This is a genomic window from Shinella sp. M31, from assembly GCF_049199205.1.
Classification (GTDB): domain Bacteria; phylum Pseudomonadota; class Alphaproteobacteria; order Rhizobiales; family Rhizobiaceae; genus Shinella.
Window position 1 is genome coordinate 22,969 of the sequence record NZ_JBLZPH010000012.1, and the last position, 25,887, is coordinate 48,855.

The window sequence follows — 25,887 nt, forward strand, 5'->3', positions numbered from 1 at the left end:
TCTGCCTTCCCCGCAGGGTGAGAGCCAATAACCCTGCCGCTTGCCCGGCGTGCGACTCCCAAGGTCCGCGTCGGGCATTTTTCATTCATTTCTCGCCAGATCCGCTTTACCTAAGGTAAACCACCCTCGGCTACCTTGCCGCTGGCAGCCGCGAACACGACGTTCGCGGGCATGACGCTGTCTGCCGTTCCGGATGAGCCGGACCAACACCTTGTTGCTGGACGGATCGCCATGCGGATTTCGCGTAAACTGCCCATTGCTGCTGCCGTGCTCACGCTTCTTTCCATTGGTGCCGCCAGTGCCGTGTCGCTGGTCGTGTCGGGTGAAACCGTCACCGAGCAGGTGATGCAGAAGCTGGAGGCGACGGCTGATGGCCGGCGCAACGAGGCGCGCGCCTATCTCGACGGCATGAAGCTCGATCTGATCAGCCTCGCCTCGGCCATGCCGACGACGCAGGCCTTCTACGGCTTTGCTGGCGCCTGGGGCGCTCTCGGCAAGGACCCGGCCGGCGAACTGCATGACCGCTACATCAAGAACAATCCGAACCCACCAGGCGAGCGCGCGCTGCTCGATACCGCAAAGAAGGACAATTTCGACCGCTCGCACAAGCAGTATCACGTCAGCTTCCGCAAGCACTTGGAATCCCAGGGCTATGCCGATCTCTACATGATCGATCCCAAGGGCAACGTGCTCTATTCCGTGTCGAAGGCCGAGGATTTCGGCACCAATGTGCTGACCGGCCCCTACAAGGACAGCGGCCTGACGGCTGCCTTCAACGATGCCATGGCGCTGAAGGAGCCGGGCATGATCGTCTTCTCGGACTTCGCGGAGTACGCCGCGCTTGGCGGCGCACCGGCTGCCTTCGCCGCAGCACCGATCACCATGAACGGCCGCACGCTCGGCATCATGGCGATCCGCGTGCCGAACGCCAAGATCGACGCCATCTTCGGCAACAGTAAGGGCCTCGGCGAGACGGGTGAAACGGTGCTGGTGCGCGGCGACGGCACGGTGCTCACCGATTCCGTCCGCACGCCGGAAGCCGATGCGCTGAAAACCCGTCTCGATATTGCCGGACTGCCGGTGGGCAGTGAGACCTACGGCGTCATCAGGGATGCCGCCGGCACGGATCTCTATGCCGCAGCCTCGCCGCTATCCTTCGGCGGCGCTGAATGGTCTGTCATCGCCAAGATATCGAAGACGGAGGCGACGGCCGGCCTGATGCGCGGCACGTTTATCGTGCTGGGGCTCACCGCCGCGATCATCGGCCTTGCCATCCTGGCGGCCATTCTCTTCTCCCGCGCCTTGACGCGGCCGATCCACCAGCTGGTGAAGGCGATGACGGAGCTGGCTGCCGGCAACACCGATATTGCCCTGCCGAAGGAAAACCGCGCCGACGAGATCGGCGACATGGTGCGCTCCGTCGCCGTCTTCCGCGCCGCCGTGCTGGAAAAGGAGGCGCTGGAACGCGCAACCGCCGAAAACCGCGACCGGACCGTGCGCGAGCAGCAGGCGCAGGAAGCGGCCAAGACCGAGCAGCAGAGGCAGGTGCAGGATGCCGTCGAAACGCTGGGAGCCGCGTTGGAGCGTCTCTCCGCCGGCGATCTCTCAACCGTCATCCAGCACGAATTCGCCGAAGGGCTGGACGAGCTGCGCGTCGATTTCAACACCTCGGTCCGCCGCCTTGCCGAAACCATCGCCGCCGTCTCGTCCAATGCCCGCTCGATCGACGGCAAGGTGGCGTATGTCGATGCCGCTACGCGCGACATTGCCGACCGCACGGAAAGCCAGGTCGAGGCGCTGGAGCGCACGACGGCAGCGGTCGGCCAGATGATGCAGGCGATCCGCAGCTCCACGGAACGCGCGGATCAGGCCTCGCGCATGGCGACGGAGGCCAAGGGCAGCACGGATCTCTCGAGCCGCGTCGTCTCGGATGCAGTTTCCGCCATGGAGCGCATCGAAGGCGCGTCCCGCGAAATCTCCAGCATCATCAACGTCATCGACGAGATCGCCTTCCAGACGAACCTTCTGGCGCTGAATGCCGGCGTCGAAGCCGCGCGTGCGGGCGAGGCCGGCAAGGGCTTCGCCGTCGTTGCGCAGGAAGTGCGCGAACTGGCGCAGCGTTCGGCCAGCGCCGCCAAGGACATCAAGGCGCTGATTACCAAGTCGGGCGTCGAGGTGGCCAAGGGCGTGGACCTCGTGCAGCAGACCGGTGCGGCGCTGTCGGGCATCGCCGAGCAGGTGACGCGCATCAACGACCACATCCATTCGATTGCCGCCGCCGCCAACCAGCAATCGTCCAGCCTCGGCGATATCAGCCGCTCGATGAACGCAATGGAGCAGGTGACGGCGCAGAATCGTCAGGCGGTCTCGCAAACCGCAGCCGGCATGTCAGGTCTCGCGGGAGACACACGGTCGCTCGCCGCCATCGTCGCACGGTTCAACGTGCCGGAGGAGGCCGGGACCACACGGGCTGCGGCGTAAGTTTCAGCTTTTGTTGCCGGCGGTGTCCATGCCGCCGCGCATCGTCTCGAAGATCGATTCGATATTGCGCTGATAGTCTTTCTGCATGTCGAGGCCGGTGTCGAACATCGTATTGACAAGGGTCTTCAGCGAATCCGCCGGTGTCGCTTCGGGGGCAGCAGCTTTTTCGCTCGCCGCCGGCTGGCCGGCCATGCTGCCCATCATGTCCTGAAACGCCTTGGCGAAGGGATTATCGGTGAAGGGATTGGCGGGGGCTTCGTCCTTCTTCTTGCCGAAGAATTCCTGTGCGGCCTGCGTGAACGGATTGTCGGTGAAAGGGTTCACCGGCTCGGGTTTCTTGGCAAAACCCGTCGCTTGCGCCCATTGCTGCATCATATCGGCAAAGGGATTGGCCTGCGCGAGGCCAGCCGCACCGCCGGGAAAAAACGGCGCAAACGACTGCTTGAAGATGCCGCCCATCAGCGTGCTCGCCATGACCGGCAGCATCTGCTTGTAGATTTCCTGGCCGATACCGGTCATCTGCGCCGCCTGGTCGGCGATGGCGCGGGAGACATCCTTGTTGCCGAAGAGATGGCCGAGAATGCCGTTGCCTTCGGCCAGGCCCTGCGGGGTGAAGGCCTTCGAGACGTCCTCGAAATATTGGGCGTGCCCGCCCGTGGTCAGCGCCTTCATGAAGGCGGCCATGTCATAGGGATTGGCGGCGTTGCGCTTGAAACCCTCGGAAAAGGCCGGCATCAGCGCGGCGACGGCCTTCGCGGCCTGTTCCTGCGCAAGGCCGAACTGGCGCGCCATGGTCTCCACGGCATTGCCGTTCTGCGCCTGCATCATCATGTCGTAAAGCGAAAGCATTTTGTGTCCTTCCCCCAGAGCATTTCCGCGGCCCGCGGAAATGCTCTAATTTTTGTTATCGCATTGTCCGACGCCGAAGCGGTAACGCTTCGGCTGGAAATGCTCTGCAGGCACATGCATGTGCCTGCACTATAACGGGAATTTCATCCACGCAAACCGCTTTTTGACGGCGTTCTCAGTACTGGTAATCGGTGAACACCGGCTCGACGGAACCGTTCCAGCGGCCGTTGTAGAGCGCCAGCATGTCCTCGGCGAGCGTCGCCTTCTTGGCCAGAACCTCGTCGAGCGGGGCCAGGAAGATCGTTTCGTCGACGCCGTCGCCATTGAGGCGGGCGCGGGCGGCGAGGCCCTGGCGCGAGATCGACACCACTTCGCGGGCGGCATCAAGCAGCGGCTTGCCGCGGAAATCGGCCTTGAGGCCCTGCGCGGGCACCGCATCGCGCAGCGCCGAGACTTCCTCGACCGTCCAGTCGCGCGTCAGGCTTTCGGCGGCATCGAGCGCGCCGTCGTCATAGAGCAAGCCGACCCAGAAGGCCGGCAGCGCACAGATGCGGCGCCACGGGCCGCCATCGGCGCCGCGCATTTCGAGGAAGCGCTTCAGGCGCACATCCGGGAAGAGCGTCGAGAGGTGGTTGGTCCAGTCACCGATATTGGGCTCGTAGTCGGCGATCTCGCCCTTCAGCGCGCCGTTCATGAACTGGCGGAAGGTGACATGGGTGCAGTCGTGATACTTTCCGTCGCGCACGACGAAATACATCGGCACGTCGAGCGCCCATTCGACATAGTCGGTGAAGCCGAAATCCGGCTTGAAGGCGAAGGGAATGAGGCCGGCGCGGTTGTTGTCGGTATCGCGCCAGATATCGCCGCGCCAGGAGAGCAGGCCGTTCGGCTTGCCGTCGGTAAAGGGCGAGGAGGCGAAGAGCGCGGTCGCCATGGACTGCAGCTTCAGCGACACCTGCATCTTGCGACGCATGTCCTCTTCCGAGGAGAAGTCGAGGTTCACCTGGATGGTGCAGGTGCGGTACATCATATCGAGACCCTGACTGCCGACCTTCGGCATGTAGCGGGTCATGATGTCGTAGCGGCTTTTCGGCATGCGCGGGGTTTCGGCCAGCGTCCATTTCGGGCTGCCGCCCATGCCGAGGAAACGGATGCCGAGCGGCTCGGCGATCTCCCGCAGGGTGGCGAGATGCTGGTTGGATTCCTTGCAGGTCTGGTGCAGCGTCTCGAGCGGCGCACCCGAAAGCTCGAACTGGCCGCCGGGCTCCAGCGAGATCGCGCCCATGCCCGAGGGCTCGGCAAGACCGATGATGTTGCCGGCATCCATGATCGGCTCCCAGCCGGTCTTTTTCTGCATGCCGTTCAAGAGCGCGGAAATGCTGGCATCGCCGAAATAGGGGACGGGACTGTTGTCGGCCGTAAAGAAGACGAATTTTTCGTGCTCGGTGCCGATGCGGAACCTTTCCTTCGGCTTGTTGCCGTCGGCGAGGTACTCCGCCATGTCCGCGACAGTGCGGATCGGCGTCTGGTCGGTGGTATCACGGGCCATGGGCGTCTTCTTCTGAACGGATGGCGCTCGGCTGAACGCCGGGCATGGGAGGGTGCTTGGACCGGAAATAGATGCGGTGCAAGCGAATTCCTTTCAAGGCAGATTCAAAAAATCCCATTCGACTTTTCAGGAAAAATCTTCCTTGTGCGTCGGCCCCGAAGCAAAATGGCTAATGCCAATCGCCGATCGCCGCCTGGATGACTGCCATGGCCGCGACCGCCGCCGTATCGGCGCGCAGGATGCGCGGGCCGAGCGGAATGGGCGTGACGAAATCGAGATTGCGCAGAAGCGTGCGCTCCTCATCGGAAAACCCGCCTTCCGGCCCGACGAGCAGCGCCAGCTTGCGCTCCGTAATCCCTTGCAGCACCGGCAACGGGTTCTGGCTGCCATGGCCCTCGTCGCAGAAGATGATACGGCGCTCACGCGGCCAATCGGCAAGCAGGTCCTCCAGCTTGCGGGGTGCTGATACGGTCGGGATGGCGAGGATGCCGCATTGTTCGGCCGCCTCGGTGGCGTTGGCCTCCAGCCGCTCGATGCTGGTTATCTTGCCCTGGACATGCTGGGTCATGACGGGTTGCAGCACGCCGGCGCCCATCTCCACGGCCTTCTGCACGAGATAATCGAGCCGGCCGACCTTCAGGGGCGCGAAGAGATAGTGCAGGTCCGAGGGCGCCGGCTGCGGCCGGGTCTGCTCGGTGGGCGTCAAGAGCAGCCGCTTGCGGGTCGGCAGCGACAGCGTGGCATGCCACTCGCCGTCACGCCCGTTGAACAGCAGCACCGCGTCGCCGTCGCCCATGCGCAGCACGTTGGTGAGGTAATGGAAGTGGTCCTTGGAAGCCTCGAAGGCCAGGCCCTCGGCAAGAGCGTCGCCGACGAACAGGCGCTGCATCCGGTAATTGGCACGCATGATCTGGATCTCAGGTGAAGAGCGCATTGAGCGCGAGGAAGATGAGGGCCGAGAGCATGGCCGAGACGGGCAGCGTCACGATCCAGGCCGAGATGATCGTCATGAAATGCGAGCGGCGCACGAGATAGCGCCGGCGCGTCTCGTCAAGATTGGCCGGCGGCTCCTCCGGCGCGATACCGTTGCCGCGGCTGCGGATATAGTCGATGCGGCGCTGTGAATTGCGCGTGTACCACTCGCGGAACAGCCCGACACCAAAGACGGCACCGACGGCGATGTGCGTCGAGGAAACGGGGATGGCGAGGGCCGAGGCGGTCAGCACGGCGACGGCGGAAGAGAGCGCCACGCAGAAGGCGCGCATCGGGTTGAGTTTGGTGATCTCGTTGCCGACGATGCGGATGAGGCGCGGGCCGAAGAGCAGCAGGCCGAGCGAAATACCGAAGGCGCCGATGAGCATCACCCACAGCGGGATCACGACGCCGCCACCGGTGTCGCCGGAGCGCAGCGTCGAGACGATGCCGTAAAGCGGCCCGACGGCGTTCGACACGTCGTTGGCGCCATGTGCGAAGGAGAGGAGTGCTGCCGAACAGATCAGCGGAAGGCGAAAGAGCACGCGCAGCGACTGGTTGCGGTTGTCGAGACCTTCAGCCGCGCGTCGTACAATCGGGCGGGCGATGACATAGGTGGCGATGCCGAAGCCGAGGCCGACGAGCAGCGCCTTGCCGAGCGGCAGGTCATAAAAGCCGTTCGTGCCGCCGTTGGCGAGAAAGGCCGCGAAGGCGCCGGCCATGACGGCGACGAGCACGGGAACCCAAGTCTTGGCCGCTTCGATCTTGTCGTCGCGATAGATGATGAATTCCTTGATGAAATAGAGGAAGGCCGCCGCGATCACGCCGCCGAGGATCGGCGAGACGGTCCAACTGACGACGATGACGGCGATGGCATCCCACTGCACGCTCTGAAAGCCGCTGGCGGCCGCACCCGCGCCGATGACGCCGCCGATGATCGAGTGGGTGGTGGAGATCGGCGCGTTGGCGATCGTGGCGATGTTGATCCACAGCGCCGCCGAGATCAGAGCCGCCATCATCGCCCAGGCGAAGACCACGGGGCTGGGGAAAATGGCACGGTCGACGATGCCGGATGCGACCGTCTCCGCCACGCCTTGGCCGGCAAGCAACGCGCCGGCAATCTCGAAGATCGCGGCGATGACGAGCGCCACGCCCATGCTCATGGCGCGCGCGCCGACGGCGGCACCCACATTGTTCGTCACGTCGTTGGCGCCGATGTTCATGGCCATATAGGCGGCAAGGGCGGCAGCGACGGCAACGACGAGTACGCCCGGCGTGCCCGTGGCGAAGGTGCTGGCGACGGCCATGGCGATCAGAAGGAAGATCAGGGCGATGCCGACACCCGTCCAGGACCGCAGCACGAAATGCGTGGCCTGTTCGGTGAAGGTCAGTTTTTCCAGATCCTTGTCCAGCGTCGGCTTGCGTAGCTGGACCTGAGAATTCGCCATTCATGCTGCTCCGTTATTGCCAGAAGGCAGTATCGCCTCCCAGCATCGGCGGCAATATGACGATGGACGCTATCAGGCGCCAGTCGTGCCGTTTTTGGCCGGAGGAGTGAGGTCGGAGAGGATCTTCTGCTCGAAATTCAAAAGCAGCGTCTTGAGGCCGGGCTCCTGCACGCGGGCGGCGGCCTCGGTGCAATCGACCCATTCGGCGCGGCGCTCGCCCTTTTCCGGAAAATTCTTGGCGATATCGTCGACTTCGAGGGCGAAGACACGCACGCGGCAATCGAGCTTCAGCCCTTCCGGCATGCCCTTCATATAGCGGTAGCTGCCGATCGACTCGTCGATGACCTTGCCCTTCACGCCGGCCTCTTCCCAAGCCTCGCGCGCCGCGGCGGCGCTGGCGCTCTTGCCGTCCATCGGCCAGCCCTTGGGAATGACCCAGCGGCCGGTATCACGGCTGGTGATCAGGAGAACTTCGACCGCCGAACCCTTCTTCTTCAACCGGTAGCACAGCGCGCCATACTGCTCCTTGCAGGGTCTGCGGAACATGAGCTGGACGTCACTGGCGAGGCGGTTGAGAATGTTCAAGGTCTTTTTGTTCCTCTTGCGGCATTGGGTGCCGAGTCGTTTATCGATTATCATGCTTGCGCGAGATTTACGGCGCAAGTCAGGCTTGTGGGGGAATACCGCGTTTTTGCATGCGCAGCTGTGCAATTCTCTGCCACTCCCCGCTGCGCTCGGCGTCGCGAATTGCGACGGCAATATAGTCCATATGCGCCTGTGCGGCATTTCGTGCGCCATTTCCGTCGCCAGCCATGATCGCTGCGTAGATCGCCTCATGCTGGGCGAGCAGGTGACCGCGCGCCGTCTCGGAGGCGAAAACGAGGTGGCGGTGGAAGAAGATGCCTTGTGCCAGCAGCCGGTAGCACGCGCGCAGCGTGTGCAGGAGGACGATATTGTGTGCGGCCTCGCCGATCGCATTGTGCAACTCGACATCGGCCTCGAGCTCGGCATCGAAGGAGCCGCCCTCATGGGCTGCGCGCATCGACTGCATGATGCGGGTCAGCATCTGCCGGTCGTAATCCGTGGCGCGGCGGGCGGCGAGTTCGGCGGTAATGCCCTCGAGCTCCCGGCGATATTCGATATAATCCTGCGTCGCACGCTGATGGCGGGCGATGAGATCGACGACGGGGCGGGAAAACACCTGGCCGATGATATCGGCGACATAGGTGCCATCGCCATGCTGGCTGACGAGCAGGCCCCGGTTTTCCAGTTCCTTCAGCGCATCGCGCAGGATCGGACGGGACACGTCGAGGCGCTTGGAAAGCTCGCGCTCGCCGGGCAGCCGCTCTCCGTCGCGCAACACGCCCTCGAGCAGCAAAAGCTCGATCTGCCGCACGACCTCATCGGCGGTGCGGCTGGGGCTGATGCGGGAGAAAAGGTCGAACGGCGTGTCTGTCACGCCGCAAGTCTATCAAGTCGGGCGGAAACTGGTCAATAATCTTGTCCACTGCCTTTGAAAGCGCCTGCGTCAATGCGCCCTATCTCTCGGCGCCTGACATTTGTTAAGACTATGCTGTTGCACGAAGGGGGACGGTGCAGAATGGGTAACGGAAGCTTCGCTTTTCCGCAGGCGACTGCGCGTGCGCAGGCGCTGGGGGAAATCCACGCAAGGCCATATGCGCTGGTGCCATCGCCCCGCGTCATCTTCCAGCTCGCCTTCCTCACCGAGGGTGGTTCGGCGGTCGATCATGCGGTGATGGGAGAGCTGTCGCGCTCGCGCGGGATCTCGCCGCCGGGACGCGATTCCAGCCACCATGCACTGAGCTGGGGCCAGGGCACGCTGCGCTGGGAGCGCCACACCGAGTTCTCGACCTATTTTTGGGATGGCCCGGTGCCGGAGAAGTTCGGCGGCGAGGTGGCGGTGCATCCGTTCGGCGACAGCTTCTCTCCACCTGGCACGCTGATTTCGGGCATCCGCCTGGAAATCCGTCCGGATTCGCCGGAGACGCGCGAGGCGATCGCAAGCTTCGATCCGACCAGCCTCTGCTACAGCGAGATCAAGAACGGCCAGGGCGTCGTGCTCACCGATTTCCGGCAGAACGGCGACGGGCTGACGCAGATCCTCGTCATCGATCGCGGCATGACCGAGGCCGGGCGCGGCGCGCTCGTCCAGCGTCTGCTCGATATCGAGACCTATCGCACGCTCGCCATGATGGGCCTGCCGCTCGCCCAGTCGCTGTCGCCGGATATCCGCCGCATCGAGGACGGCCTGACCGGCATCACCAATGCGATGAAGCAGCACGCCCGCGACAAGGCCGACGAACTCCTGACCGAAATCACCCGCCTGGCCGCCGAACTGGAGGCCAACGCTGCCCTCAGCCTTTACCGCTTCGGGGCCAGCCGCGCCTATTACGGCATCGTGCAGGAGCGTATCCGCACGCTCGCGGAAAGTGCCGTGCCCGGTTACGAAACGCTCGGCTTCTTCCTCGAGCGCCGCTTGGCGCCGGCCATGCGCACCTGCCAGTCGATTGAGGAGCGGCAGGCCAACCTGTCGCGCAAGCTCGCCCGCGCGACGGCGCTGCTGCGCAGCTGGATCGACGTGGAGCTGGAGCAGCTCAACACGACGCTGCTCAACTCGATGGACCGCCGCGCCAAGCTGCAGCTGCGTCTGCAACAGACCGTCGAAGGCCTGTCGGTCGCCGCGATCTCCTATTATGTCATCGGCCTGTTCGGTTACGTGGCGAAGGCGGCGCACGGCCTCGGGCTGGAGGTGAAGCCGGAAACGCTGACCGGCATCGCCGTGCCCTTCGTCATCGTCGGCATGTGGCTGCTCGTCCGCGCGATCAAGCACAAGCATGCCGAGGAAGACAAGCATTAGGTCGAGAGATCGCACTCGTAGCGTGGTGCGCCGTCGCGCACGGCAAAGCCCGTCTGCCAGCCGAAGCCGCTGTCGTCCTGTTTGGTGAGTTTCTTCTGGGCCGCCGCGCCGCGCGCCTTGAAGGCCGCTTCCGCCTGCTTCAGTGCCGCTGTTTTGAAGACCACGGTATGCGAGCTGAAGCCGCTTTCCAGTTCGGTGATATAGACTTCGATCTCCTTCACCGGGACATCGCGCCAGGTGCTGTCGATGACGGGCAGGGTGATGTGGAGATAGTCTTCTTCCTTCACGACGGCCGGCTTGCCGAAGGCGGCCTCGTACCCCCCGGGGATTTCGACCGAACCCTCCTTGCGCGCGAAGGCATAGCTCGACTGGAGCAGCCCACCGAGTGCATCGGTATAGTCGCAGGCGTCGTCAAAACCTTTGAGCAGCGGATCGAGCGGCTGGGCTGCTGCCGGAAGCGCAAGGCCGAGAAATGCCGCGACCAGGATGGTTCTGCCGTTCATGGAAATCCCTCCGTTACCGTCCTTCAACGTTCCCAATAGGGCAGGGGGCCGTAGAGGTCGGCGAGATAGTCGATGAACAGCCGCACCTTGACCGGCAGGAACTGTCGGCTCGGATAGACAGCAGACAGCACCACGTTGCGCGAGCCCTCGTAATCCGGCAGCACCTGCACGAGATCGCCGCTCTTCAGCGCCGGGCCGACATCCCAGGTGGAGCGCAGCGCGATGCCCATGCCGGAAAACACCGCCTCGCGCACCACTTCGCTCGAATTGGTGTAGAGCGAGCCGTGCGGGCGGTAGGTGACGCTGCCGTCCGGGCCTTCGAGGCGCCAGACGTCCTGCGTGTGCGGCGGCAGGCAAAGATGGTCGGCAAGGTCCTCCAGCGAGGCCGGCGCACCGCGGCGGGCGATGTAATCCGGCGATGCGCACAGCACGCGCCGCACCGACGCGAGCCGGCGGGCGACGAGCGAGGAGTCCGACAATTCGCCGATGCGGATGGCGATGTCGAAACCGCCGCCGACGATATCGGAGAAATCGTCGGTGAGGACGAGGTTCACGACGAGTTCGGGATAGGCATCCATGAAGCCCTTGAGATTGGGGGCGATATGCATGCGGCCGAAGGAGGTGGGAGCGGAAATGCGCAGCGTGCCGCGCACCGCGCCGGAGCGGCCGGAGGCAAAGGCCTCCGCCTCCTCGATGCCCGAGAGAATGCCGACGATGCGGTCGTAGAAGCCTTGTCCCGCCTCGGTCAGCGAAATCTGCCGCGTCGTGCGCTGGAAGAGCCGCGTGCCGAGCCGCTCCTCCAACCGCTTGACGCGTTTGGAAATCACGGCTGGGGATAGACCCAGCGCCCGCCCCGCTGCCGACATACTTCCCATGGAAATGACGCGGGAGAAGATTTCGAGGTCACCAAGATTTGTCACGCGTCATGTCCTTGCAAGTGGGTAGGCAAGCTTGTGGTTTGGTTGATCGAGCCGGCGACCGCCAGGGGTTTCAAAGTGGTCGCGCCCGAATTGTGATCGGGCGGGTCCATGGTGAACGTGAAGGCGGCCGCAAGGGGTTCGTGATCGTTCCACCCTTCGACCGGGACTGTCGCATCCACGTCAGGGGCGGTCAATCCGATGTTCTTGCCGGGCTCCGGTTTGTCAACGAAAGCGGAGCGGCGCTGGCCGGTGGGAAGGCATGCTTAGGATTTGCACCGCTCAGAGCTGAGTGGTAAAGAAAAAAGACCACTTGAGGACGGAGACGACGAAATGGATCAGATCGGCTTTCTCGAACCGCGGCCATCGGTGCTGTCGCGCCGTCGCGAAATCGTTGCCGATCTCGTCGATCTCCTGCCGCCCGGTTGCCTCGTGCACGAGCCGCGCGAGTTGGTGCCGTTCGAGACGGATGCCTTCGTCTCCTACCGCCGCCTACCGCTCGCCGTCGCCCTGCCGGAGACGACGCAGCAGGTCGCGGCCGTCCTGAAATATTGCCACCGCTACGGCGTGCCCGTCGTGCCGCGCGGCGCGGGCACCTCACTGTCCGGCGGGGCGATCCCGCAGGAGGATGCGGTCGTCATCGGCCTTTCCAAGATGTCGCGCATCCTGGACGTGGATTTCGCCAACCGCACCGCGACGGTGCAGGCCGGCGTCACCAATCTCGCGATATCGGAGGCCGTCTCCGCCGACGGCTATTTTTATGCGCCCGATCCGAGTTCGCAGCTCGCCTGCACGATCGGCGGCAACATCGGCATGAATTCCGGCGGCGCGCACTGTCTGAAATATGGCGTGACGACCAACAACCTGCTCGGCGTCAAGCTCGTGCTGGTCGATGGCACGATCCTCGATCTCGGCGGCAAGGCGCTCGATGCCGGCGGGCTCGATCTTCTCGGCGTCATCTGCGGCGGCGAGGGGCAGCTCGGCATCGTTACGGAGGCGACGGTGCGCCTCATCGCCAGGCCGGAGGGCGCGCGCCCGGTGCTGTTCGGTTTCGACAGCTCGGAAGAGGCGGGCGCCTGCGTGGCCGATGTCATCGCGGCCGGCATCATTCCCGTCGCCATTGAGTTCATGGACAAGCCGGCCATCGAGATTTGCGAGGCCTTCGCCCATGCCGGCTATCCCATGGATGTCGAAGCGCTGCTGATCGTCGAGGTCGAGGGCTCGGAAGCAGAAATGGAGGCGATGCTGGCCAGCATCATCGAGATCGCCGGCCGCCATGGCGTCAAGGTCGTCAAGGAAAGCCAGTCGGCCACCGAGGCGGCGCTGATCTGGAAGGGCCGCAAATCCGCCTTCGGCGCCACCGGCCGCATCGCCGACTATATTTGCATGGACGGCACCGTGCCGCTCGGCCAATTGCCCGCCGTGCTGCGCGGCACCGCCGAGATCGTCGAAAAATATGGCTTGCGCGTCGCCAATGTCTTCCATGCCGGCGACGGCAACATGCATCCGCTGATCCTGTTCAATGCCAACGATCCCGAGGACGCCGCGAAAGCCGAGGCTGCCGGCAACGAGATCTTGAAACTCTGCGTCGATGTCGGCGGCTGCCTCACCGGCGAACATGGCGTGGGCATCGAGAAACGCGACCTGATGCGCCATCAATACAGCGATGCCGATCTCGCCCAGCAGATGGCCGTACGCGCCGCCTTCGATCCGCAATGGCTGCTCAACCCGTCCAAAGTCTTCCCGCTCGAAGGGCGCTCCGCCTGATGACACCGATCCACGAACCGCTTTCCGAGGACGCCGCAAGCCGTCTCGTCCAGGTCGCCAGCCTCTCGAAATCCCCCTTCGTCATCAAGGGCGGCGGCACGCGCAGCCTGCACGGCACGCCCGATGGTGCCGATGTGCTCTCGGCCCGCGGCCTCAACGGCATCGTCGCCTACAACCCCGCCGAAATGACCATGACGGCCCGCGCCGGCACGCCGCTGGAGGTGGTGGAAGCAGCCCTCGCCGAAAAGCGCCAGATGCTCGCCTTCGAGCCGAACGACCTGCGCGGCGTGCTCGGCTCCTCCGGTATCCCGACGATCGGCGGCGTCTTCGCCACCAACGCCTCCGGCCCGCGCCGCCTGACGGCGGGTGCGGCGCGCGACAGCCTGCTCGGCGTGCGCTTCGTCAACGGCAAGGGCGAGATCGTCAAGGCCGGCGGGCGGGTGATGAAGAACGTCACCGGCCTTGATCTCGTCAAGCTGCTTGCCGGTTCGCATGGTTCGCTGGCGCTGCTGACGGAAGTCACCTTCCGCCTGCTGCCGGTGCCGGAAACGTCGGCCACCATCGTCGTCTCCGATCTCAACGATGCCGAAGCCGCCGCCGCCATGGCGACGGCCATGTCGCTCCCGGTGGAAGTCTCGGGGGCGGCGCATCTGCCGGAAAGCGTGCGGGGCCGTTTCATCGGCGGCGCATTGCCGCCGGGCGCCGCCACGGTGCTGCGTCTCGAAGGCCTTGCCGCCTCCGTTACGGTGCGCAGCGAAAAACTCGTGTCCGCCATGGCCCGTTTCGGTGCCGTTTCCCGCCTGGAGGCCGAGGGTACCAAACGGCTATGGCGCGAAATCCGCGACGCCGCGCCCTATGCCGACGGCACGCCGCGCCCGCTCTGGTGCGTCTCGGTCGCGCCCATCGCCGGCCAGCAGCTCGTCGCAGCGCTACGCCTGGAAACCGGCGTCGATGCCTTCTACGACTGGCAGGGCGGGCTTGTCTGGCTGCGCATGGAATCCGATCCCGAGGCCGCCTTGCTGCGCCGCTACGTCAAGGCCGTCGGCGGCGGGCATGCGACGCTTCTCAGGGCCCGTCCCGAGGTGCTGGCGGCAACGCAGGCGTTCCAGCCGCAGACCGAAGGGATTGCCGCCCTGCAATCCCTTGTGAAGGCGAGCTTCGATCCCTCGGGTCTGTTCAAATCCCCGATGCTCGGCTGGGAAGGATAATCCATGCAAACCAACTTCACCGCCGAGCAGCTTGCCGATCCGCATGTCGCGACGTCTGAGAAGATTCTGCGCAAATGCGTGCATTGCGGCTTCTGCACCGCCACCTGTCCGACCTATGTGACGCTCGGAAACGAACTCGACAGCCCGCGCGGCCGCATCTATCTCATCAAGGACATGCTGGAAAACGGCCGCCCGGCCGATGCGCAGGTGGTGACGCATATCGACCGTTGCCTGTCCTGCCTCTCTTGCACGACGACCTGTCCGTCGGGCGTCGATTACATGCATCTCGTCGACCACGCGCGCATGCATATCGAAGAGACCTACAGGCGCCCGTTCTGGGATCGGCTGACGCGCGGCGTTCTTGCTGCGACGCTGCCCTATCCGAACCGTTTCCGCCTGGCGCTGAAGGCCGCAAACCTCGGCCGCCCCTTCGCCGGCCTCCTGAAGCGCTTCAAGCCGCTCGAACCCTTCGGCGCGATGCTCGACCTTGCGCCGCGCAAGCTGCCAAAACCCTCCGACAGCGCAAAGCCGGGCACGCATCCGCCAACTGGTGCGCGCCGTGGGCGGGTCGCGATCCTCTCCGGCTGCGCCCAGCCGGTGCTGAAGCCCGAAATCAACGCGGCGACGATCCGGCTCCTGACACGGCTCGGCATCGAGGTGGTGGCGCCGGCCGGCGAGGTCTGCTGCGGTTCGCTCGTGCATCATATGGGCCGCGAAGCGCAGGCGCTGGAGGCGGCGCGGCGCAATGTCGATGTCTGGCTCAGCGAGATCGAGAAGGGCGGGCTCGATGCGATCATCATCACGGCCTCCGGCTGCGGCACGACGATCAAGGACTACGGCTTCATGCTGCGCCTCGATCCTGACTATGCGGAGAAGGCGGCGCGTGTCTCGGCGCTTGCCAAGGACGTAACGGAATATCTTGCGATCCTCGACCTGCCGCAGCAGGAGGCGAAGGGTCTTACGGTCGCCTATCACTCGGCCTGCTCCATGCAGCATGGCCAGAAGATCACCATGGCGCCGAAGGCGCTGCTCAAGGCGGCGGGCTTTGTGGTGCGCGATCCGGCCGAGGGCCATCTCTGCTGCGGCTCGGCCGGCACCTACAACATCCTGCAGCCGGAAATCTCCGGCAAGCTGAAGGCGCGCAAGGTCAAGAACATCGAGGCGACCAAGCCGGACCTGATCGCGACGGGGAATATCGGCTGCATCACGCAGATTGCGACGGGCACCGATATCCCCATCCTACACACGGTCGAACTGCTCGACTGGGCCCATGGCGGACCGAAACCGGCCGTGCTTTCCTGATCCTGTCACGTGCGGAACTGCCGGCTCTCTGGCGCTTTGCTAGAGGATCGGCATTCCAATACACACGGAGATCCCGATGCGTCGCCTCCTGTTTTCGCTCGCCGCCCTTGCCGCTTTGTCCTCGCCCGCCTTCGCCACCGGCGGCTTCAGCTGCGCGATCAAGGATGCCAACATCACCTTCGATGCGGAGGGCGGTTTCAGCTATGGTCTGGGTGGCGGTTTCCTGAATTTCCGCGGCGAGATCGTCCTGCCGAAGGAGATCGCGCCGAAGGGGCTGGAGCGCGTGACGCTGACGCCGGCGCATCTCGGGCATGACTGGCTCTATGACGGCGAACTGCGCCTGCTCATGCATGCGGAAACCGAAGGCGACCTGCCGTTCGGCTCGATCGACCTCATCGTCAAAACCGCGATGGGCGAGGACGAGATCAGCTATGACGGCGATTACCGGATGATCGTGCACAACGCGGAAGGCGAGGGGATCGAGCGCACCGGCAAGGTCTCCTGCTCGGTCGGCTGAAACGACGATGCCGGCGCGAGGCCGGCATCCGAACGCGTGTATGGCGGCGGATCAGCCGCCGAAGCCGAACAGGTTGCCGAAGAAATCGACCCCCTTGTCGTTGTAGCTCACCGCGCCCTGGCGGTTGCCGGGGCCGACCACGATGACCTTGGTGCCGATGTCGGCGCGGGCGTAGAGATGCTCGACGTCCTTGTTCATCATGCGGATGCAGCCTGACGACATGTTGAGGCCGATCGTCCAGGGCTGGTTCGTCCCGTGGATGCGGAAGATCGTGTCTCGGCCGCCCTTGTAGAGATACATGGCGCGCGCGCCGAGCGGGTTGTCCTCGCCGCCTTCCTGCACGACGGGCAGGATGCGGCCCTTCTGGGCCTCGCGGCGGCGCATTTCGGCCGGCGGCGTCCAGCTTGGCCATTCCGCCTTGCGGCCGACCTTCACCACGCCCGACCAGCCGAAGCCTTCACGGCCGACGCCGATGCCGTAACGCGTCGCGCGGTTGTTGCCTTCGACATAGTAGAGGAACTTGTTGTTGGTATCGACGATGACGGTGCCGGGCGCCTGGTCGGTGACGAACCGCACCTTGGTCCGCTTGAACTTCTGCGCGACCTGCTTCTTGCTCTGCTGCTGGGCAACGAGCGTGACGCCGGATGTCGTCTGGCTACCCTGGACGGTGCCGGGGAAGGCGTTTGCCGACGTCGCCGGAAGGATCGCCGTGGCGGCGATGGTCGCCGCCAGCAAGATCGAAGCGTATTTCCGCATGTGTAGTCCCTCTCAATCCCTGAATTGTGCGAGGCTAACCGAGTCTTGACCGATTTCAAGTCGGCTTGCTGCCAGCAAGACGCTTCTGGCGGCGGTTTTCTTCGTTCTGTTGTCGAAGAGACGCCCCAAACGCAAACATCTCCGGCCGCAGGGCAGCCGGAGATGCTTTGATAATCGTCTCGCCGGTCGTCAGATGACGATGACCTTGGTGCCGACATTCACGCGGTCGTAGAGATCGACGACGTCCTCGTTGCGCATGCGGATGCAGCCCGACGAGACCGCATAGCCGATCGTCCAGGGCGCGTTCGTGCCGTGGATGCGGTAGAGCGTCGAGCCGAGATACATGGCGCGCGAACCGAGCGGGTTTTCCGGGCCGCCCTCCATCGAGGCCGGCAGGTAGTGGCCCTTGGCGGCCTCGCGGGTGATCATTTCCTGCGGCGGTGTCCAGGTCGGCCATTCCGCCTTGCGGGTGATCGTGTGGGCGCCCGCCCATTCGAAGCCCGGCTTGCCGACGCCCACGCCGTAGCGCCGCGCCTGACCGTTTCCGAGCACGAGGTAAAGGAAGCGGTTGTTGGTGTCGATGACGATGGTGCCGGCCTTGTGCTCGGTCTCGTAGGACACGGTCTGCGGCAGGTACATCGGGTCGAATTTCGACTTGATGACATTGCGTGCCTGGCCGGTCGCGGAGACCTGCTCGATGCGGGCGACATTCTCGCGGCGGATCACGCGGCGCTGCTGCACCTGCTGGCGCCGGATGATGCGGCGCGTGTTGACGGCGGGCTGAACGCCTTCGCCGGTCAGCTGCATCACCCAGGGGGCGGTGAGATCGGGGCTGATGATGATGGGCGGCTGGCTGATATACCGGTCGTTGGCCTGGGCTGCCGTCGTGGTGGCCAGAAGGGTGGTGGCCATAAAGGTCTTGGCTAGAAGGGTGCGTATCAACATCGGACGTACTCGCTACTGATCGTCGCCGGTCTGCGCCGTCAGAGAAGATGCGGCGCCGGTTCGGGAAGAATGCTTGCACCGTCTGATGAAGCGAATGGTAAACGGCCGTTCATGAAACATCGAACGATCCGATAAAGCTTTGAGTAGGGTTATTGCCACCTTTCCAAATGTGGTTGACGAGTGGTAAAGCGGAACAAAAAGAAAACGGAGACCGCGATGACGATACGGGGACTGCTGGACGGCGACGACGGGCGCACGCGCTGTGCATGGCATGGCAATCTTGAGGATTACCGCCGTTATCACGACGAGGAGTGGGGCCAGCCCGTTACCAGCGATATCAGGCTCTTCGAGAAGATCTGCCTGGAAGGGTTCCAGTCCGGCCTCTCCTGGCTGACCATCCTGCGCAAGCGGGAGGCCTTCCGCGCCGCTTTCGCCGGCTTCGATTTCGACAAGGTCGCAGTGTTCGATGAGGCCGACATCGCCCGTTGCCTTGCCGATACCGGCATCGTGCGCCATCGCGGCAAGATCGTCTCGACGATCAACAACGCCAGGCGCGCGCAGGCGCTGCGTGAGGAGTTCGGTACGCTCGCGCGCTACTTCTGGAGCTTCGAGCCGACGCCGCAGGAGCGGCCGGAACGGGTCGAGTGGGATATCATCGTTGCCAATCCCACGACGCCCACCTCGGTGCGCCTTTCGAAGGATCTGAAGAAGCGCGGCTGGACCTTTGTCGGTCCGACGACCGTCTATGCCTTCATGCAGGCCATGGGCCTCGTCAACGATCATGTCGAGGGTTGTTTCTGCCGCCCGGAAGTCGAAGCGAAGAGAAATAGCCTGGCGCGTCCCTAATTCTAGGGATGCCGACACAAATAGATCTTTGATTCTACAACGAATCATGTAGCTTGATCTCAAGCGGCATTATCATACATCGGAAAGTCTGGGGACGACCTGCGCGTGCGTAGTCGTGATGGGCCGCTTTGTGCTGAATGATTTGGCATGAGGGGACACATGGCGCCAAAAGCATCCGCATTCGACGATAATCGTCTTGAACACTGGGCCTGCGACAAGGCCCAGGAAATCATGCTCCGGGAAGGCTTCCGCCTCATCCGGACCGCCCGCAGCGGCAGCAACACCGAACTTCGCGAAACGAGTCTCCTGATGGCCCGCGCCATCGCGGCCTCGCTCGTCGAGGCCTCGGTGGCCCAAAGGGCGCTTCCCGCTGGCGAATAGGGGCTGCCCATGTCTGAGTGATCGGACGGAAAGGCCCGCCGGTTTCCCGACGGGCCTTCATGTTTAGACTTGGCTTTTGGCAGGTTTTACTTGGCGTTCTTTGCCAGCCATTCCTTCATCATCGCGATCTCGCCCTCCTGGGCGGTGATGACGTCCTCAGCCAGCTTGCGGATGTCGGCATCCTTGCCATGCTCCAGCTCCACCTTCGCCATGTCGATGGCGCCTTGATGATGGGCGATCATGCCGCGCACGAAATCGACATCGGCATTGCCGGTGAAGTCGATTTCCATGGCCGCATGCATTTTCGCATTGGCGTCGATGAAGGCCTGCGTGGAGGGGCTACCATCCGCGGGCGCGTCCATCGTCATGCCCTGATGGGCGGAGTGGTCGGCCTCCTGGGCGAGGGCTGGCAGGGTGAAGGCGAGCGAAAGGGCTGCGCCGAGAAACAAGGTCTTTGCGTTCATTGTCTTTTCCAGTTCTGAACAGAGTGAGGAATTGTCTTTGTCTGTTCAGGACCGGGGAGGGGGATCGAGCGGGCGCAAGACAAGGCCGGCAAGGGCCGGCGGTATGGCGGGCGTACGCTCCGACAGCACAAGCAGGCGTTCGGTGGGTTCGATCCGTTCGGCCTCTATCGCAAAACAGGCGGAACAGGCGACGGGATGGGCCATCGGCTTGGTCTTGCCATGATCGCCGCCACTGTCCTTGCCGGTCGTGTCATGCATGGTATGCACGCCGGCAGGCTGGCCGACACTGAGCGTTGCCGCCATCGCCGGCAGCCAGCCGGAGAAAAGCGCGCCCAGAATGGCGAATAGGAAAAGAACCTGCCTCATGAGACAAGAGATAGGTGGCTGCCGTATAAAAGGGAAGAGGTCAGTTCAAGGCTTTCGGTTTCGTGCTCATGGCGAAGCACAGCCGAGCAATGGCGAAGGTCCCGCAAATGGTGCCGGTCGTGCCATCGGTTTCCGACAGGCCGGAACAGAAGACCGGTCGGTAAAGGCCCGGCGCCGGACGGATGCTGGTGGAAAAGACGAAGGTGGATGCGCGCGTTGCCGCATCCTCCAGCGCCTGCAAAACCGTCGTCAGGTCGGCCGAATCGTAGAGTCGGATGAGATCCATGATGCCGCAAGTCGGGCCGGTCACGCCATGCAGTGCCGCCGTCTCCGGTCCCAGGCTCAGAATCCCTGTTGCCAGTTCGGCGCTCCATTCTTCGCAGATGAAGGCAGTTTCGAGCGTGCGCGGATCGATGCCGATGATGTCGGCCACCGAGGCCGGATGGAGGGGAGGGGTGATCGCTTTCAATATCATTCGGTCAGGTCCGCATAGAATGCCCGCCATGCCGATCCGGGCATGGCGTGACGAGGCGCAAGGGGCATTCTGGCCCCCACCTCCGGAAAACGCCGTTATTCCCCATCGAGCCGCTTGCCAAACGGCAATCCCGGACGTTTACCTATCCTTAAGGGTAGCCGACATCGAAACCCGCCGAAAGCGGATCGACTGGTCGTTTGCTCCACTTTTGGGTGCGGCTTTGTCTTCATGATGCGCAAGGGTTGAATTTGCGGGATTTCGTCCTCAGCACCGGCCATGATCTTGTCGATCAGCTGCGCGCCTACCGCATCAAGGTCGGGCTCACCCAGGACGATATCGCATGGAAGTTGGGCTTTTCATCGACCACGGTTTCGCGTTGGGAGCGCGGTACGGCGGCACCCGATCTGCGTGCGACGGGCGCCATCGTCGATTTCCTGCGCCGGGCGGATGCCCAGACTGAACGCCGCCTGCTTGCCTCCATCTTCGCTTCGGGCGAAAGCCGCAATCTCTGGGAGGGGCGCGACATCCGCTATCTCGGCGGCTCGCAGCAGGAATATCGCGAAAGCCCCGAGATGCGCGCCGTCGTCGGCACCAGCATCCGCCGGTATCTCACCGGCCACTATCGCGCCTGCATCGAGAATCAGGCGCTGGTCGCCAGCCTCTATGCCCGCGAGGTGGCGAGCATCGAGGTCTACGGCGGCCCCGCTTTGTCGGTGACCTCCATTCCCAACGGCTATGTGCAGATGAAGCGGCTATGCTTCCAGTCGGAGATGCGCGGCATCATTCGCGGCGACACCCATTCGATCCTCATTCCGGAGAAGCAGGCCAAAACCGCCTCCGCCGTCATCGTGCACAGTTGGGATACGCTGTCGCGGCGGCCGTAAGGGGGCTTTTGCGCCTTGCCGCTGCCCGTCCAATCCGCTAGGAAACCGGCAACGGAAATACAGGAATTTCGGGTATCCCGATGAGCGAAAAGCAGAAAAAACCGCAGAAGCTGAAAGCCCGCCTGCCGCGCGGCTTCGTCGACCGCGAGGCGATGGACATCCGCGCCGTCAACGAGATGACCGCGAAAATCCGCGAGGTCTATGAACGCTACGGCTTCGATCCTGTCGAAACCCCGCTCATCGAATATACCGACGCGCTCGGAAAATTCCTGCCAGACAGCGACCGTCCCAACGAAGGCGTCTTCTCCGTGCAGGACGACGACGACCAGTGGATGTCGCTGCGCTACGACCTGACGGCGCCGCTCGCCCGCCATGTCGCGGAGAATTTCAACGAGATCCAGCTGCCCTACCGCACCTATCGCGCGGGCTACGTCTTCCGCAACGAGAAGCCCGGTCCCGGCCGCTTCCGCCAGTTCATGCAGTTCGACGCCGATACGGTGGGCGCTGCCGGCGTGCAGGCCGATGCCGAGATGTGCATGATGTTCGCCGACACGATGGAAGCGCTCGGCATTGCCCGCGGCGACTATGTCATCCGCGTCAACAACCGCAAGGTTCTCGACGGCGTGCTGGAAGCGATCGGTCTCGGCGGCGACGACAAGGCGGGTGCGCGCCTCACCGTGCTGCGCGCCATTGACAAGCTCGACAAGTTTGGTCCCGAAGGCGTCAGGCTGCTGCTCGGCGCCGGCCGCAAGGACGAATCCGGCGACTTCACCAAGGGCGCCGGCCTTGCCGACGATCAGATCGAAAAGGTCCTGTTCTTCGTCGGCATCAAGGATTATGCCGAAAGCGCTGCCGATCTCGCCAAGCTGCTGGAAGGCAGCGCGCGCGGCGGCGAAGGCGTCGAGGAGCTGAACCAAATCGGCCACCTCGTCACCTCGGCGGGCTACGGCTCCGACCGCATCAAGATCGATCCCTCCGTCGTGCGTGGCCTCGAATATTACACCGGCCCCGTTTTCGAAGCCGAACTCCAGTTTGCCGTCACCAACGAGAAGGGCGAGAAGGTCGTCTTCGGTTCAGTCGGCGGCGGCGGCCGTTACGATGGTCTCGTGTCGCGCTTCATGGGCCAGCCGGTGCCGGCCACCGGCTTTTCCATCGGCGTCTCGCGCCTGATGACGGCGCTGAAGAACCTCGGCAAGCTCGGTGCTTCAGAGGTGGTCGCACCGGTCCTCGTCACCGTCATGGATGGCGATATCGAGAGCATGGGACGCTACCAGCGCTTCACGCAGGAACTGCGCAATGCCGGCATCCGCGCCGAAATGTACCAGGGCAACTGGAAGAAGTTCGGCAACCAGCTGAAATATGCCGACCGCCGCAACGCCCCCGTCGCCATCATCCAGGGCGGCGACGAGCGCGCCGAAGGCCTCGTGCAGATCAAGGACCTGATCGAGGGCAAGCGCCTGTCCGGCGAGATCGAGGACAACACGACCTGGCGCGAAGCCCGCGTGGCGCAGGTTTCCGTGCCTGAAGCCGAGCTTGTCGCGAAGGTGCGGGAAATTCTGGACGCACAGGCCGAAGACCGGGCGCGTCAAGGGTGATGGCTGCCGTATTGCGAGCCCCCCTCATCCGCCTGCTGGCACCTTCTCCCCAAGGGGAGAAGGGAGATGCCGCGACGTTTCGTTTCCCCTTCTCCCGTCGGGGAGAAGGTGGCCCGAGGGGCCGGATGAGGGGGACTGCATCCCTGCGGCCGGAGTTTTTCCCATGCCGCTGATCAATCTCCCCGCCTTCGCCCCCGATCTCATCGCCGATCTCGAAGCGCTTGGCACGGAGCGCGTCGATACGCCGGTCATCCAGCCGGCCGAACCCTTCCTCGACATGGCGGGTGAGGACCTGCGCCGGCGCATCTTCATGACGGAGAGCGAGACGGGCAAGAGCCTGTGCCTTCGCCCGGAATTCACCATTCCCGTCTGCCTGCGCCACATCGAAACCGCCACCGGCACGCCGAAGCGTTATGCCTATCTCGGCGAAGTTTTCCGCCAGCGCCGCGAGGGCTCCAACGAATTCTACCAGGCCGGCATCGAAGACCTCGGTGAGCCCGATGTCGCCCGCGCCGATGCGCGTGCCGTGCATGATGCACTCGCCGTGTTGAAGAACCGCCTGCCGGGCCGCAAACTCTCCGTCATGCTCGGAGACCAGTCGGTCTTCGAGGCGGTCGTCGCCGCCTGCGGCCTGCCGGCCGGCTGGCAGAAGCGGCTGGTCCATGCCTTCGGCAACCAGGCGCAGCTGCAGAAGCTGATGGCCGATCTCTCCAATCCCGCCCCATCCGGCACCTTCGGGCCGGAGGTCGAGCGCCTGGCAATCTTCGGCACGCTCGACGACGAGGCGCGGCTGATCGCCCATATCGACGAGACGATGGAAGCGACCGGCTATTCCACCAATGCCAGCCGCAGCCCGGCCGATATTGCCCGCCGCCTGCGCGAAAAGATGGAGCTTGCGAGCACCCGCCTCGATAGCCGCACGCTTGCGCTGCTCAAGGAATTCCTGGCGCTGGAACTGAGCCTTGCCGAAGCGCCCAAGGCGCTGGCCGCCTTTGCGCAAAAGGCTGGCCTGTCGCTCGGTGCGGCACTCGCCCGCTTCGAAAGCCGTGTGACGGCGCTCAGCGAAACCGGGGTCGATCCGGCCGAGATCACTTACCGCGCAGCCTTCGGCCGTCCACTCGATTATTATACCGGCCTCGTCTTCGAGATCGCGCCGGCGGGTGACGCGCTGGTGCTGGCCGGCGGCGGCCGTTTCGACCGGCTCTTGACGCTGCTCGGCGCCAGGGAGCGCATCCCGGCCGTCGGCTTCTCGCTCTGGCTCGACCGCATCGCAAGCATCAAGGGGCAAGCCGCATGACCATCACCATCGGCCTGCCCTCCAAAGGGCGCATGAAGGAAGACAGTTCCGCCGTGCTCGCCCGCGCCGGCTTCACCGTCACCGCCGTCGGCAACGACCGCTCCTATCGCGGCCGTGTCGAAGGCCGCGACGATATCGAGATCGCCTTCCTCTCGGCCTCCGAGATCTCCCGCGAGATCGCCAACGGCACCGTCGATTTCGGCGTGACGGGCGAGGACCTCGTACGCGAGGGGCTGGCGGAAGCCGATGCCCGCGTCGAATTCTGCGCCCGCCTCGGCTTCGGCCATGCCGATGTCGTCGTTGCGGTGCCGGAGATCTGGCTCGATGTCGATACCATGGCTGACCTCGGCGACGTTGCCGCCGATTTCCGCGCCCGCCACGGCCGGCGGCTCACCATCGCCACGAAATACTGGCGCCTCACGCAGCAGTTCTTCTCCGGCAATCACGGCATCCAGCTTTACCGCATCGTTGAAAGCCTCGGTGCCACCGAGGGCGCACCGGCGTCCGGCTCGGCCGATATCATCGTCGACATCACCTCGACGGGCTCGACGCTCGTCGCCAACCACCTGAAAATTCTGTCTGACGGCGTGATCCTGAAATCGGAAGCCTGCCTCGTGCGTGCCCGCAAGGCCGAGCATGAGGGGAACCCGGATGTGGCCGAGATCATAGAATCGGTGCGCGGCGCGCTCTGAGGCGGTCAGGAAAGTTTTCGTCGGCACCTGACATCGTCATGTGTCGCGCCCTATCTGTGGGGTCCTACATCGAGGAGCTTTCATGTCCGATCTGTCCGCCTTCCCCATCACCCAGAAATGGCCTGCCAAGAACCCCGACATTCTCCAGCTCTATTCGCTGCCGACGCCGAACGGCGTGAAGGTGGCGATCGCGCTGGAAGAGCTCGGCCTTGCCTATGAGCCCCATCGCATCGAATTCGGGCACGATGGCGTGAAGTCGCCGGAGTTCATGTCGCTCAATCCGAACGGCCGCATTCCGGCGATCATCGATCCCAACGGTCCCGACGGCAAACCGATCGGCCTCTTCGAATCGGGCGCGATCCTCGTCTATCTCGCAGAAAAGACCGGCAAGCTGATCCCGGCCGATGCCGCCGGGCGCTATGAAACGCTGGTCTGGGTGATGTTTCAGATGAGCGGCATCGGGCCGATGTTCGGCCAGTTCGGCCATTTCCACAAATTTGCCGCCGACAAGGTCGCCAACAATCCCTATCCCGCCGAGCGTTACCGCGAGGAATCGCGGCGCCTGCTTTCCATTCTCGAAGAGCGGCTGAAGGACCGTCCGTGGATCATGGGCGACGAATACACCATCGCCGACATCACGACCTTTCCTTGGATCCGCGGTGCCGACATCTTCTATGGTGGCCGCGAAGCGCTGGGTTATGCCGATTTCCCAAATGTCATGGCCTGGCTGGAGCGTTGCATCGCCCGGCCGGCAAGCCAGAAGGGCCTAGAAATCCCCGCCAAGGCCTGACGCAA

At 64.0% G+C, this 25,887-nt stretch carries 26 protein-coding genes; 13 read left to right on the top strand and 13 right to left on the bottom strand.

The window, feature by feature from the left end:
- Positions 1-231 precede the first annotated feature (231 nt).
- A complete protein-coding gene (locus ACOZKU_RS02170) occupies positions 232-2,481 on the top strand; it encodes a methyl-accepting chemotaxis protein (RefSeq protein ID WP_421577468.1) in 2,250 nt (749 codons plus the stop codon).
- A gap of 3 nt (positions 2,482-2,484) precedes the next feature.
- Here ACOZKU_RS02170 and ACOZKU_RS02175 read toward each other — a convergent pair whose 3' ends face one another.
- The 6 genes from ACOZKU_RS02175 to ACOZKU_RS02200 form a co-directional block, all read right to left on the bottom strand.
- Positions 2,485-3,330, bottom strand: coding sequence for a DUF937 domain-containing protein (locus ACOZKU_RS02175; protein ID WP_421577469.1), 846 nt, complete (start codon positions 3,328-3,330; stop codon positions 2,485-2,487).
- A gap of 175 nt (positions 3,331-3,505) precedes the next feature.
- Positions 3,506-4,879, bottom strand: coding sequence for a glutamate--cysteine ligase (locus tag ACOZKU_RS02180; RefSeq protein ID WP_421577470.1), 1,374 nt, complete (start codon positions 4,877-4,879; stop codon positions 3,506-3,508).
- A 169-nt stretch (positions 4,880-5,048) separates the two neighbouring features.
- Positions 5,049-5,786: a 16S rRNA (uracil(1498)-N(3))-methyltransferase gene (locus ACOZKU_RS02185; protein ID WP_421577471.1), complete on the bottom strand. Its 738-nt coding sequence runs from the start codon at positions 5,784-5,786 to the stop codon at positions 5,049-5,051.
- A gap of 10 nt (positions 5,787-5,796) precedes the next feature.
- Positions 5,797-7,299 (bottom strand): inorganic phosphate transporter, encoded by a 1,503-nt coding sequence (locus tag ACOZKU_RS02190; protein WP_421577472.1) that lies wholly within the window; start codon positions 7,297-7,299, stop codon positions 5,797-5,799.
- A gap of 72 nt (positions 7,300-7,371) precedes the next feature.
- Positions 7,372-7,884 (bottom strand): NUDIX hydrolase, encoded by a 513-nt coding sequence (locus ACOZKU_RS02195; protein WP_421577473.1) that lies wholly within the window; start codon positions 7,882-7,884, stop codon positions 7,372-7,374.
- 79 nt (positions 7,885-7,963) lie between these two features.
- Complete coding sequence (locus ACOZKU_RS02200) at positions 7,964-8,758, bottom strand: FadR/GntR family transcriptional regulator (protein WP_421577474.1); 795 nt, start codon at positions 8,756-8,758, stop codon at positions 7,964-7,966.
- A gap of 141 nt (positions 8,759-8,899) precedes the next feature.
- Between ACOZKU_RS02200 and ACOZKU_RS02205 the strand changes: the two genes are divergently transcribed.
- The gene (locus ACOZKU_RS02205) at positions 8,900-10,177 is read left to right on the top strand and encodes a DUF3422 family protein (RefSeq protein ID WP_313527755.1); all 1,278 of its coding nucleotides are present in this window, start codon (positions 8,900-8,902) and stop codon (positions 10,175-10,177) included.
- Here the strand turns inward: ACOZKU_RS02205 and ACOZKU_RS02210 are convergent.
- Together ACOZKU_RS02210 and ACOZKU_RS02215 are read right to left on the bottom strand one after the other, a co-directional pair.
- Entirely contained in the window at positions 10,174-10,680 is a 507-nt protein-coding gene (locus tag ACOZKU_RS02210) for a hypothetical protein (RefSeq protein WP_421577475.1), read from the bottom strand. The two genes, ACOZKU_RS02205 and ACOZKU_RS02210, sit on opposite strands and share 4 nt — an antisense overlap.
- Positions 10,681-10,703: 23 nt before the next feature.
- Positions 10,704-11,600: a LysR family transcriptional regulator gene (locus ACOZKU_RS02215; RefSeq protein ID WP_314093445.1), complete on the bottom strand. Its 897-nt coding sequence runs from the start codon at positions 11,598-11,600 to the stop codon at positions 10,704-10,706.
- A gap of 330 nt (positions 11,601-11,930) precedes the next feature.
- On the opposite strand from ACOZKU_RS02215, the gene ACOZKU_RS02220 reads away from it, so the two are divergent.
- From ACOZKU_RS02220 to ACOZKU_RS02235, 4 genes are all read left to right on the top strand, one after another.
- On the top strand, positions 11,931-13,364 hold the full coding sequence (locus ACOZKU_RS02220; protein WP_421577476.1) for an FAD-linked oxidase C-terminal domain-containing protein: 1,434 nt from the start codon (positions 11,931-11,933) through the stop codon (positions 13,362-13,364).
- Entirely contained in the window at positions 13,364-14,572 is a 1,209-nt protein-coding gene (locus ACOZKU_RS02225; RefSeq protein ID WP_421577477.1) for an FAD-binding protein, read from the top strand. Before ACOZKU_RS02220 ends, ACOZKU_RS02225 begins: the two co-directional genes overlap by 1 nt.
- 3 nt (positions 14,573-14,575) lie before the next feature.
- Positions 14,576-15,874, top strand: a complete 1,299-nt coding sequence (gene glcF, locus ACOZKU_RS02230) for a glycolate oxidase subunit GlcF (protein WP_421577478.1) — start codon at positions 14,576-14,578, stop codon at positions 15,872-15,874.
- A gap of 76 nt (positions 15,875-15,950) precedes the next feature.
- A complete protein-coding gene (locus ACOZKU_RS02235) occupies positions 15,951-16,391 on the top strand; it encodes a hypothetical protein (protein ID WP_421577479.1) in 441 nt (146 codons plus the stop codon).
- Positions 16,392-16,442: 51 nt separating this feature from the next.
- On the opposite strand, the gene ACOZKU_RS02240 is transcribed toward ACOZKU_RS02235, so the two are convergent.
- Both ACOZKU_RS02240 and ACOZKU_RS02245 read right to left on the bottom strand, forming a co-directional pair.
- A complete protein-coding gene (locus ACOZKU_RS02240; protein ID WP_421577480.1) occupies positions 16,443-17,147 on the bottom strand; it encodes a L,D-transpeptidase in 705 nt (234 codons plus the stop codon).
- Positions 17,148-17,336: 189 nt separating this feature from the next.
- Positions 17,337-18,059: a L,D-transpeptidase gene (locus tag ACOZKU_RS02245; protein WP_421577528.1), complete on the bottom strand. Its 723-nt coding sequence runs from the start codon at positions 18,057-18,059 to the stop codon at positions 17,337-17,339.
- Positions 18,060-18,308: 249 nt separating this feature from the next.
- Here ACOZKU_RS02245 and ACOZKU_RS02250 point away from each other — a divergent pair, with 249 nt between their 5' ends.
- Positions 18,309-18,938, top strand: coding sequence for a DNA-3-methyladenine glycosylase I (locus tag ACOZKU_RS02250; protein ID WP_421577481.1), 630 nt, complete (start codon positions 18,309-18,311; stop codon positions 18,936-18,938).
- A 159-nt stretch (positions 18,939-19,097) separates the two neighbouring features.
- Positions 19,098-19,319, top strand: coding sequence for a hypothetical protein (locus ACOZKU_RS02255; RefSeq protein WP_421577482.1), 222 nt, complete (start codon positions 19,098-19,100; stop codon positions 19,317-19,319).
- Between the two features lie 86 nt (positions 19,320-19,405).
- Here ACOZKU_RS02255 and copM read toward each other — a convergent pair whose 3' ends face one another.
- The 3 genes from copM to ACOZKU_RS02270 are packed head-to-tail and all read right to left on the bottom strand — an operon-like array spanning position 19,406 to position 20,624.
- Entirely contained in the window at positions 19,406-19,783 is a 378-nt protein-coding gene (gene copM, locus ACOZKU_RS02260) for a CopM family metallochaperone (protein WP_421577483.1), read from the bottom strand.
- A gap of 45 nt (positions 19,784-19,828) precedes the next feature.
- On the bottom strand, positions 19,829-20,149 hold the full coding sequence (locus ACOZKU_RS02265) for a hypothetical protein (RefSeq protein ID WP_421577484.1): 321 nt from the start codon (positions 20,147-20,149) through the stop codon (positions 19,829-19,831).
- Positions 20,150-20,189: 40 nt separating this feature from the next.
- Entirely contained in the window at positions 20,190-20,624 is a 435-nt protein-coding gene (locus ACOZKU_RS02270; protein WP_421577485.1) for a hypothetical protein, read from the bottom strand.
- Between the two features lie 248 nt (positions 20,625-20,872).
- Between ACOZKU_RS02270 and ACOZKU_RS02275 the strand changes: the two genes are divergently transcribed.
- The 5 genes from ACOZKU_RS02275 (at position 20,873) to ACOZKU_RS02295 (ending at position 25,882) form a co-directional block, all read left to right on the top strand.
- Entirely contained in the window at positions 20,873-21,508 is a 636-nt protein-coding gene (locus ACOZKU_RS02275; protein ID WP_421577486.1) for a helix-turn-helix transcriptional regulator, read from the top strand.
- An 80-nt stretch (positions 21,509-21,588) separates the two neighbouring features.
- Positions 21,589-23,103 carry a histidine--tRNA ligase gene (hisS, locus tag ACOZKU_RS02280; RefSeq protein ID WP_421577487.1) on the top strand — a complete coding sequence of 505 codons (1,515 nt, stop codon included), beginning with the start codon at positions 21,589-21,591 and terminating at the stop codon, positions 23,101-23,103.
- A gap of 163 nt (positions 23,104-23,266) precedes the next feature.
- Positions 23,267-24,400, top strand: a complete 1,134-nt coding sequence (locus ACOZKU_RS02285; RefSeq protein ID WP_421577488.1) for an ATP phosphoribosyltransferase regulatory subunit — start codon at positions 23,267-23,269, stop codon at positions 24,398-24,400.
- Positions 24,397-25,092, top strand: a complete 696-nt coding sequence (gene hisG / locus ACOZKU_RS02290) for an ATP phosphoribosyltransferase (RefSeq protein WP_421577489.1) — start codon at positions 24,397-24,399, stop codon at positions 25,090-25,092. Before ACOZKU_RS02285 ends, hisG begins: the two co-directional genes overlap by 4 nt.
- 82 nt (positions 25,093-25,174) lie before the next feature.
- The gene (locus ACOZKU_RS02295; RefSeq protein WP_421577490.1) at positions 25,175-25,882 is read left to right on the top strand and encodes a glutathione binding-like protein; all 708 of its coding nucleotides are present in this window, start codon (positions 25,175-25,177) and stop codon (positions 25,880-25,882) included.
- Positions 25,883-25,887: the final 5 nt, after the last annotated feature.

Bases quoted from the DNA above. Each gene is read 5' to 3' on its own strand.
- copM (WP_421577483.1), bottom strand. From the start codon at position 19,783: ATGAACGCAAAGACCTTGTTTCTCGGCGCAGCCCTTTCGCTCGCCTTC.
- hisS (WP_421577487.1), top strand. From the start codon at position 21,589: ATGAGCGAAAAGCAGAAAAAACCGCAGAAGCTGAAAGCCCGCCTGCCG.
- ACOZKU_RS02175 (WP_421577469.1), bottom strand. From the start codon at position 3,330: ATGCTTTCGCTTTACGACATGATGATGCAGGCGCAGAACGGCAATGCC.
- ACOZKU_RS02185 (WP_421577471.1), bottom strand. From the start codon at position 5,786: ATGCGTGCCAATTACCGGATGCAGCGCCTGTTCGTCGGCGACGCTCTT.
- ACOZKU_RS02255 (WP_421577482.1), top strand. From the start codon at position 19,098: ATGGCGCCAAAAGCATCCGCATTCGACGATAATCGTCTTGAACACTGG.
- ACOZKU_RS02295 (WP_421577490.1), top strand. From the start codon at position 25,175: ATGTCCGATCTGTCCGCCTTCCCCATCACCCAGAAATGGCCTGCCAAG.
- ACOZKU_RS02240 (WP_421577480.1), bottom strand. From the start codon at position 17,147: ATGCGGAAATACGCTTCGATCTTGCTGGCGGCGACCATCGCCGCCACG.
- ACOZKU_RS02225 (WP_421577477.1), top strand. From the start codon at position 13,364: ATGACACCGATCCACGAACCGCTTTCCGAGGACGCCGCAAGCCGTCTC.
- ACOZKU_RS02250 (WP_421577481.1), top strand. From the start codon at position 18,309: ATGACGATACGGGGACTGCTGGACGGCGACGACGGGCGCACGCGCTGT.
- hisG (WP_421577489.1), top strand. From the start codon at position 24,397: ATGACCATCACCATCGGCCTGCCCTCCAAAGGGCGCATGAAGGAAGAC.
- glcF (WP_421577478.1), top strand. From the start codon at position 14,576: ATGCAAACCAACTTCACCGCCGAGCAGCTTGCCGATCCGCATGTCGCG.
- ACOZKU_RS02270 (WP_421577485.1), bottom strand. From the start codon at position 20,624: ATGATATTGAAAGCGATCACCCCTCCCCTCCATCCGGCCTCGGTGGCC.
- ACOZKU_RS02245 (WP_421577528.1), bottom strand. From the start codon at position 18,059: ATGGCCACCACCCTTCTGGCCACCACGACGGCAGCCCAGGCCAACGAC.
- ACOZKU_RS02210 (WP_421577475.1), bottom strand. From the start codon at position 10,680: ATGAACGGCAGAACCATCCTGGTCGCGGCATTTCTCGGCCTTGCGCTT.
- ACOZKU_RS02170 (WP_421577468.1), top strand. From the start codon at position 232: ATGCGGATTTCGCGTAAACTGCCCATTGCTGCTGCCGTGCTCACGCTT.
- ACOZKU_RS02285 (WP_421577488.1), top strand. From the start codon at position 23,267: ATGCCGCTGATCAATCTCCCCGCCTTCGCCCCCGATCTCATCGCCGAT.
- ACOZKU_RS02190 (WP_421577472.1), bottom strand. From the start codon at position 7,299: ATGGCGAATTCTCAGGTCCAGCTACGCAAGCCGACGCTGGACAAGGAT.
- ACOZKU_RS02205 (WP_313527755.1), top strand. From the start codon at position 8,900: ATGGGTAACGGAAGCTTCGCTTTTCCGCAGGCGACTGCGCGTGCGCAG.
- ACOZKU_RS02220 (WP_421577476.1), top strand. From the start codon at position 11,931: ATGGATCAGATCGGCTTTCTCGAACCGCGGCCATCGGTGCTGTCGCGC.
- ACOZKU_RS02180 (WP_421577470.1), bottom strand. From the start codon at position 4,879: ATGGCCCGTGATACCACCGACCAGACGCCGATCCGCACTGTCGCGGAC.
- ACOZKU_RS02265 (WP_421577484.1), bottom strand. From the start codon at position 20,149: ATGAGGCAGGTTCTTTTCCTATTCGCCATTCTGGGCGCGCTTTTCTCC.
- ACOZKU_RS02235 (WP_421577479.1), top strand. From the start codon at position 15,951: ATGCGTCGCCTCCTGTTTTCGCTCGCCGCCCTTGCCGCTTTGTCCTCG.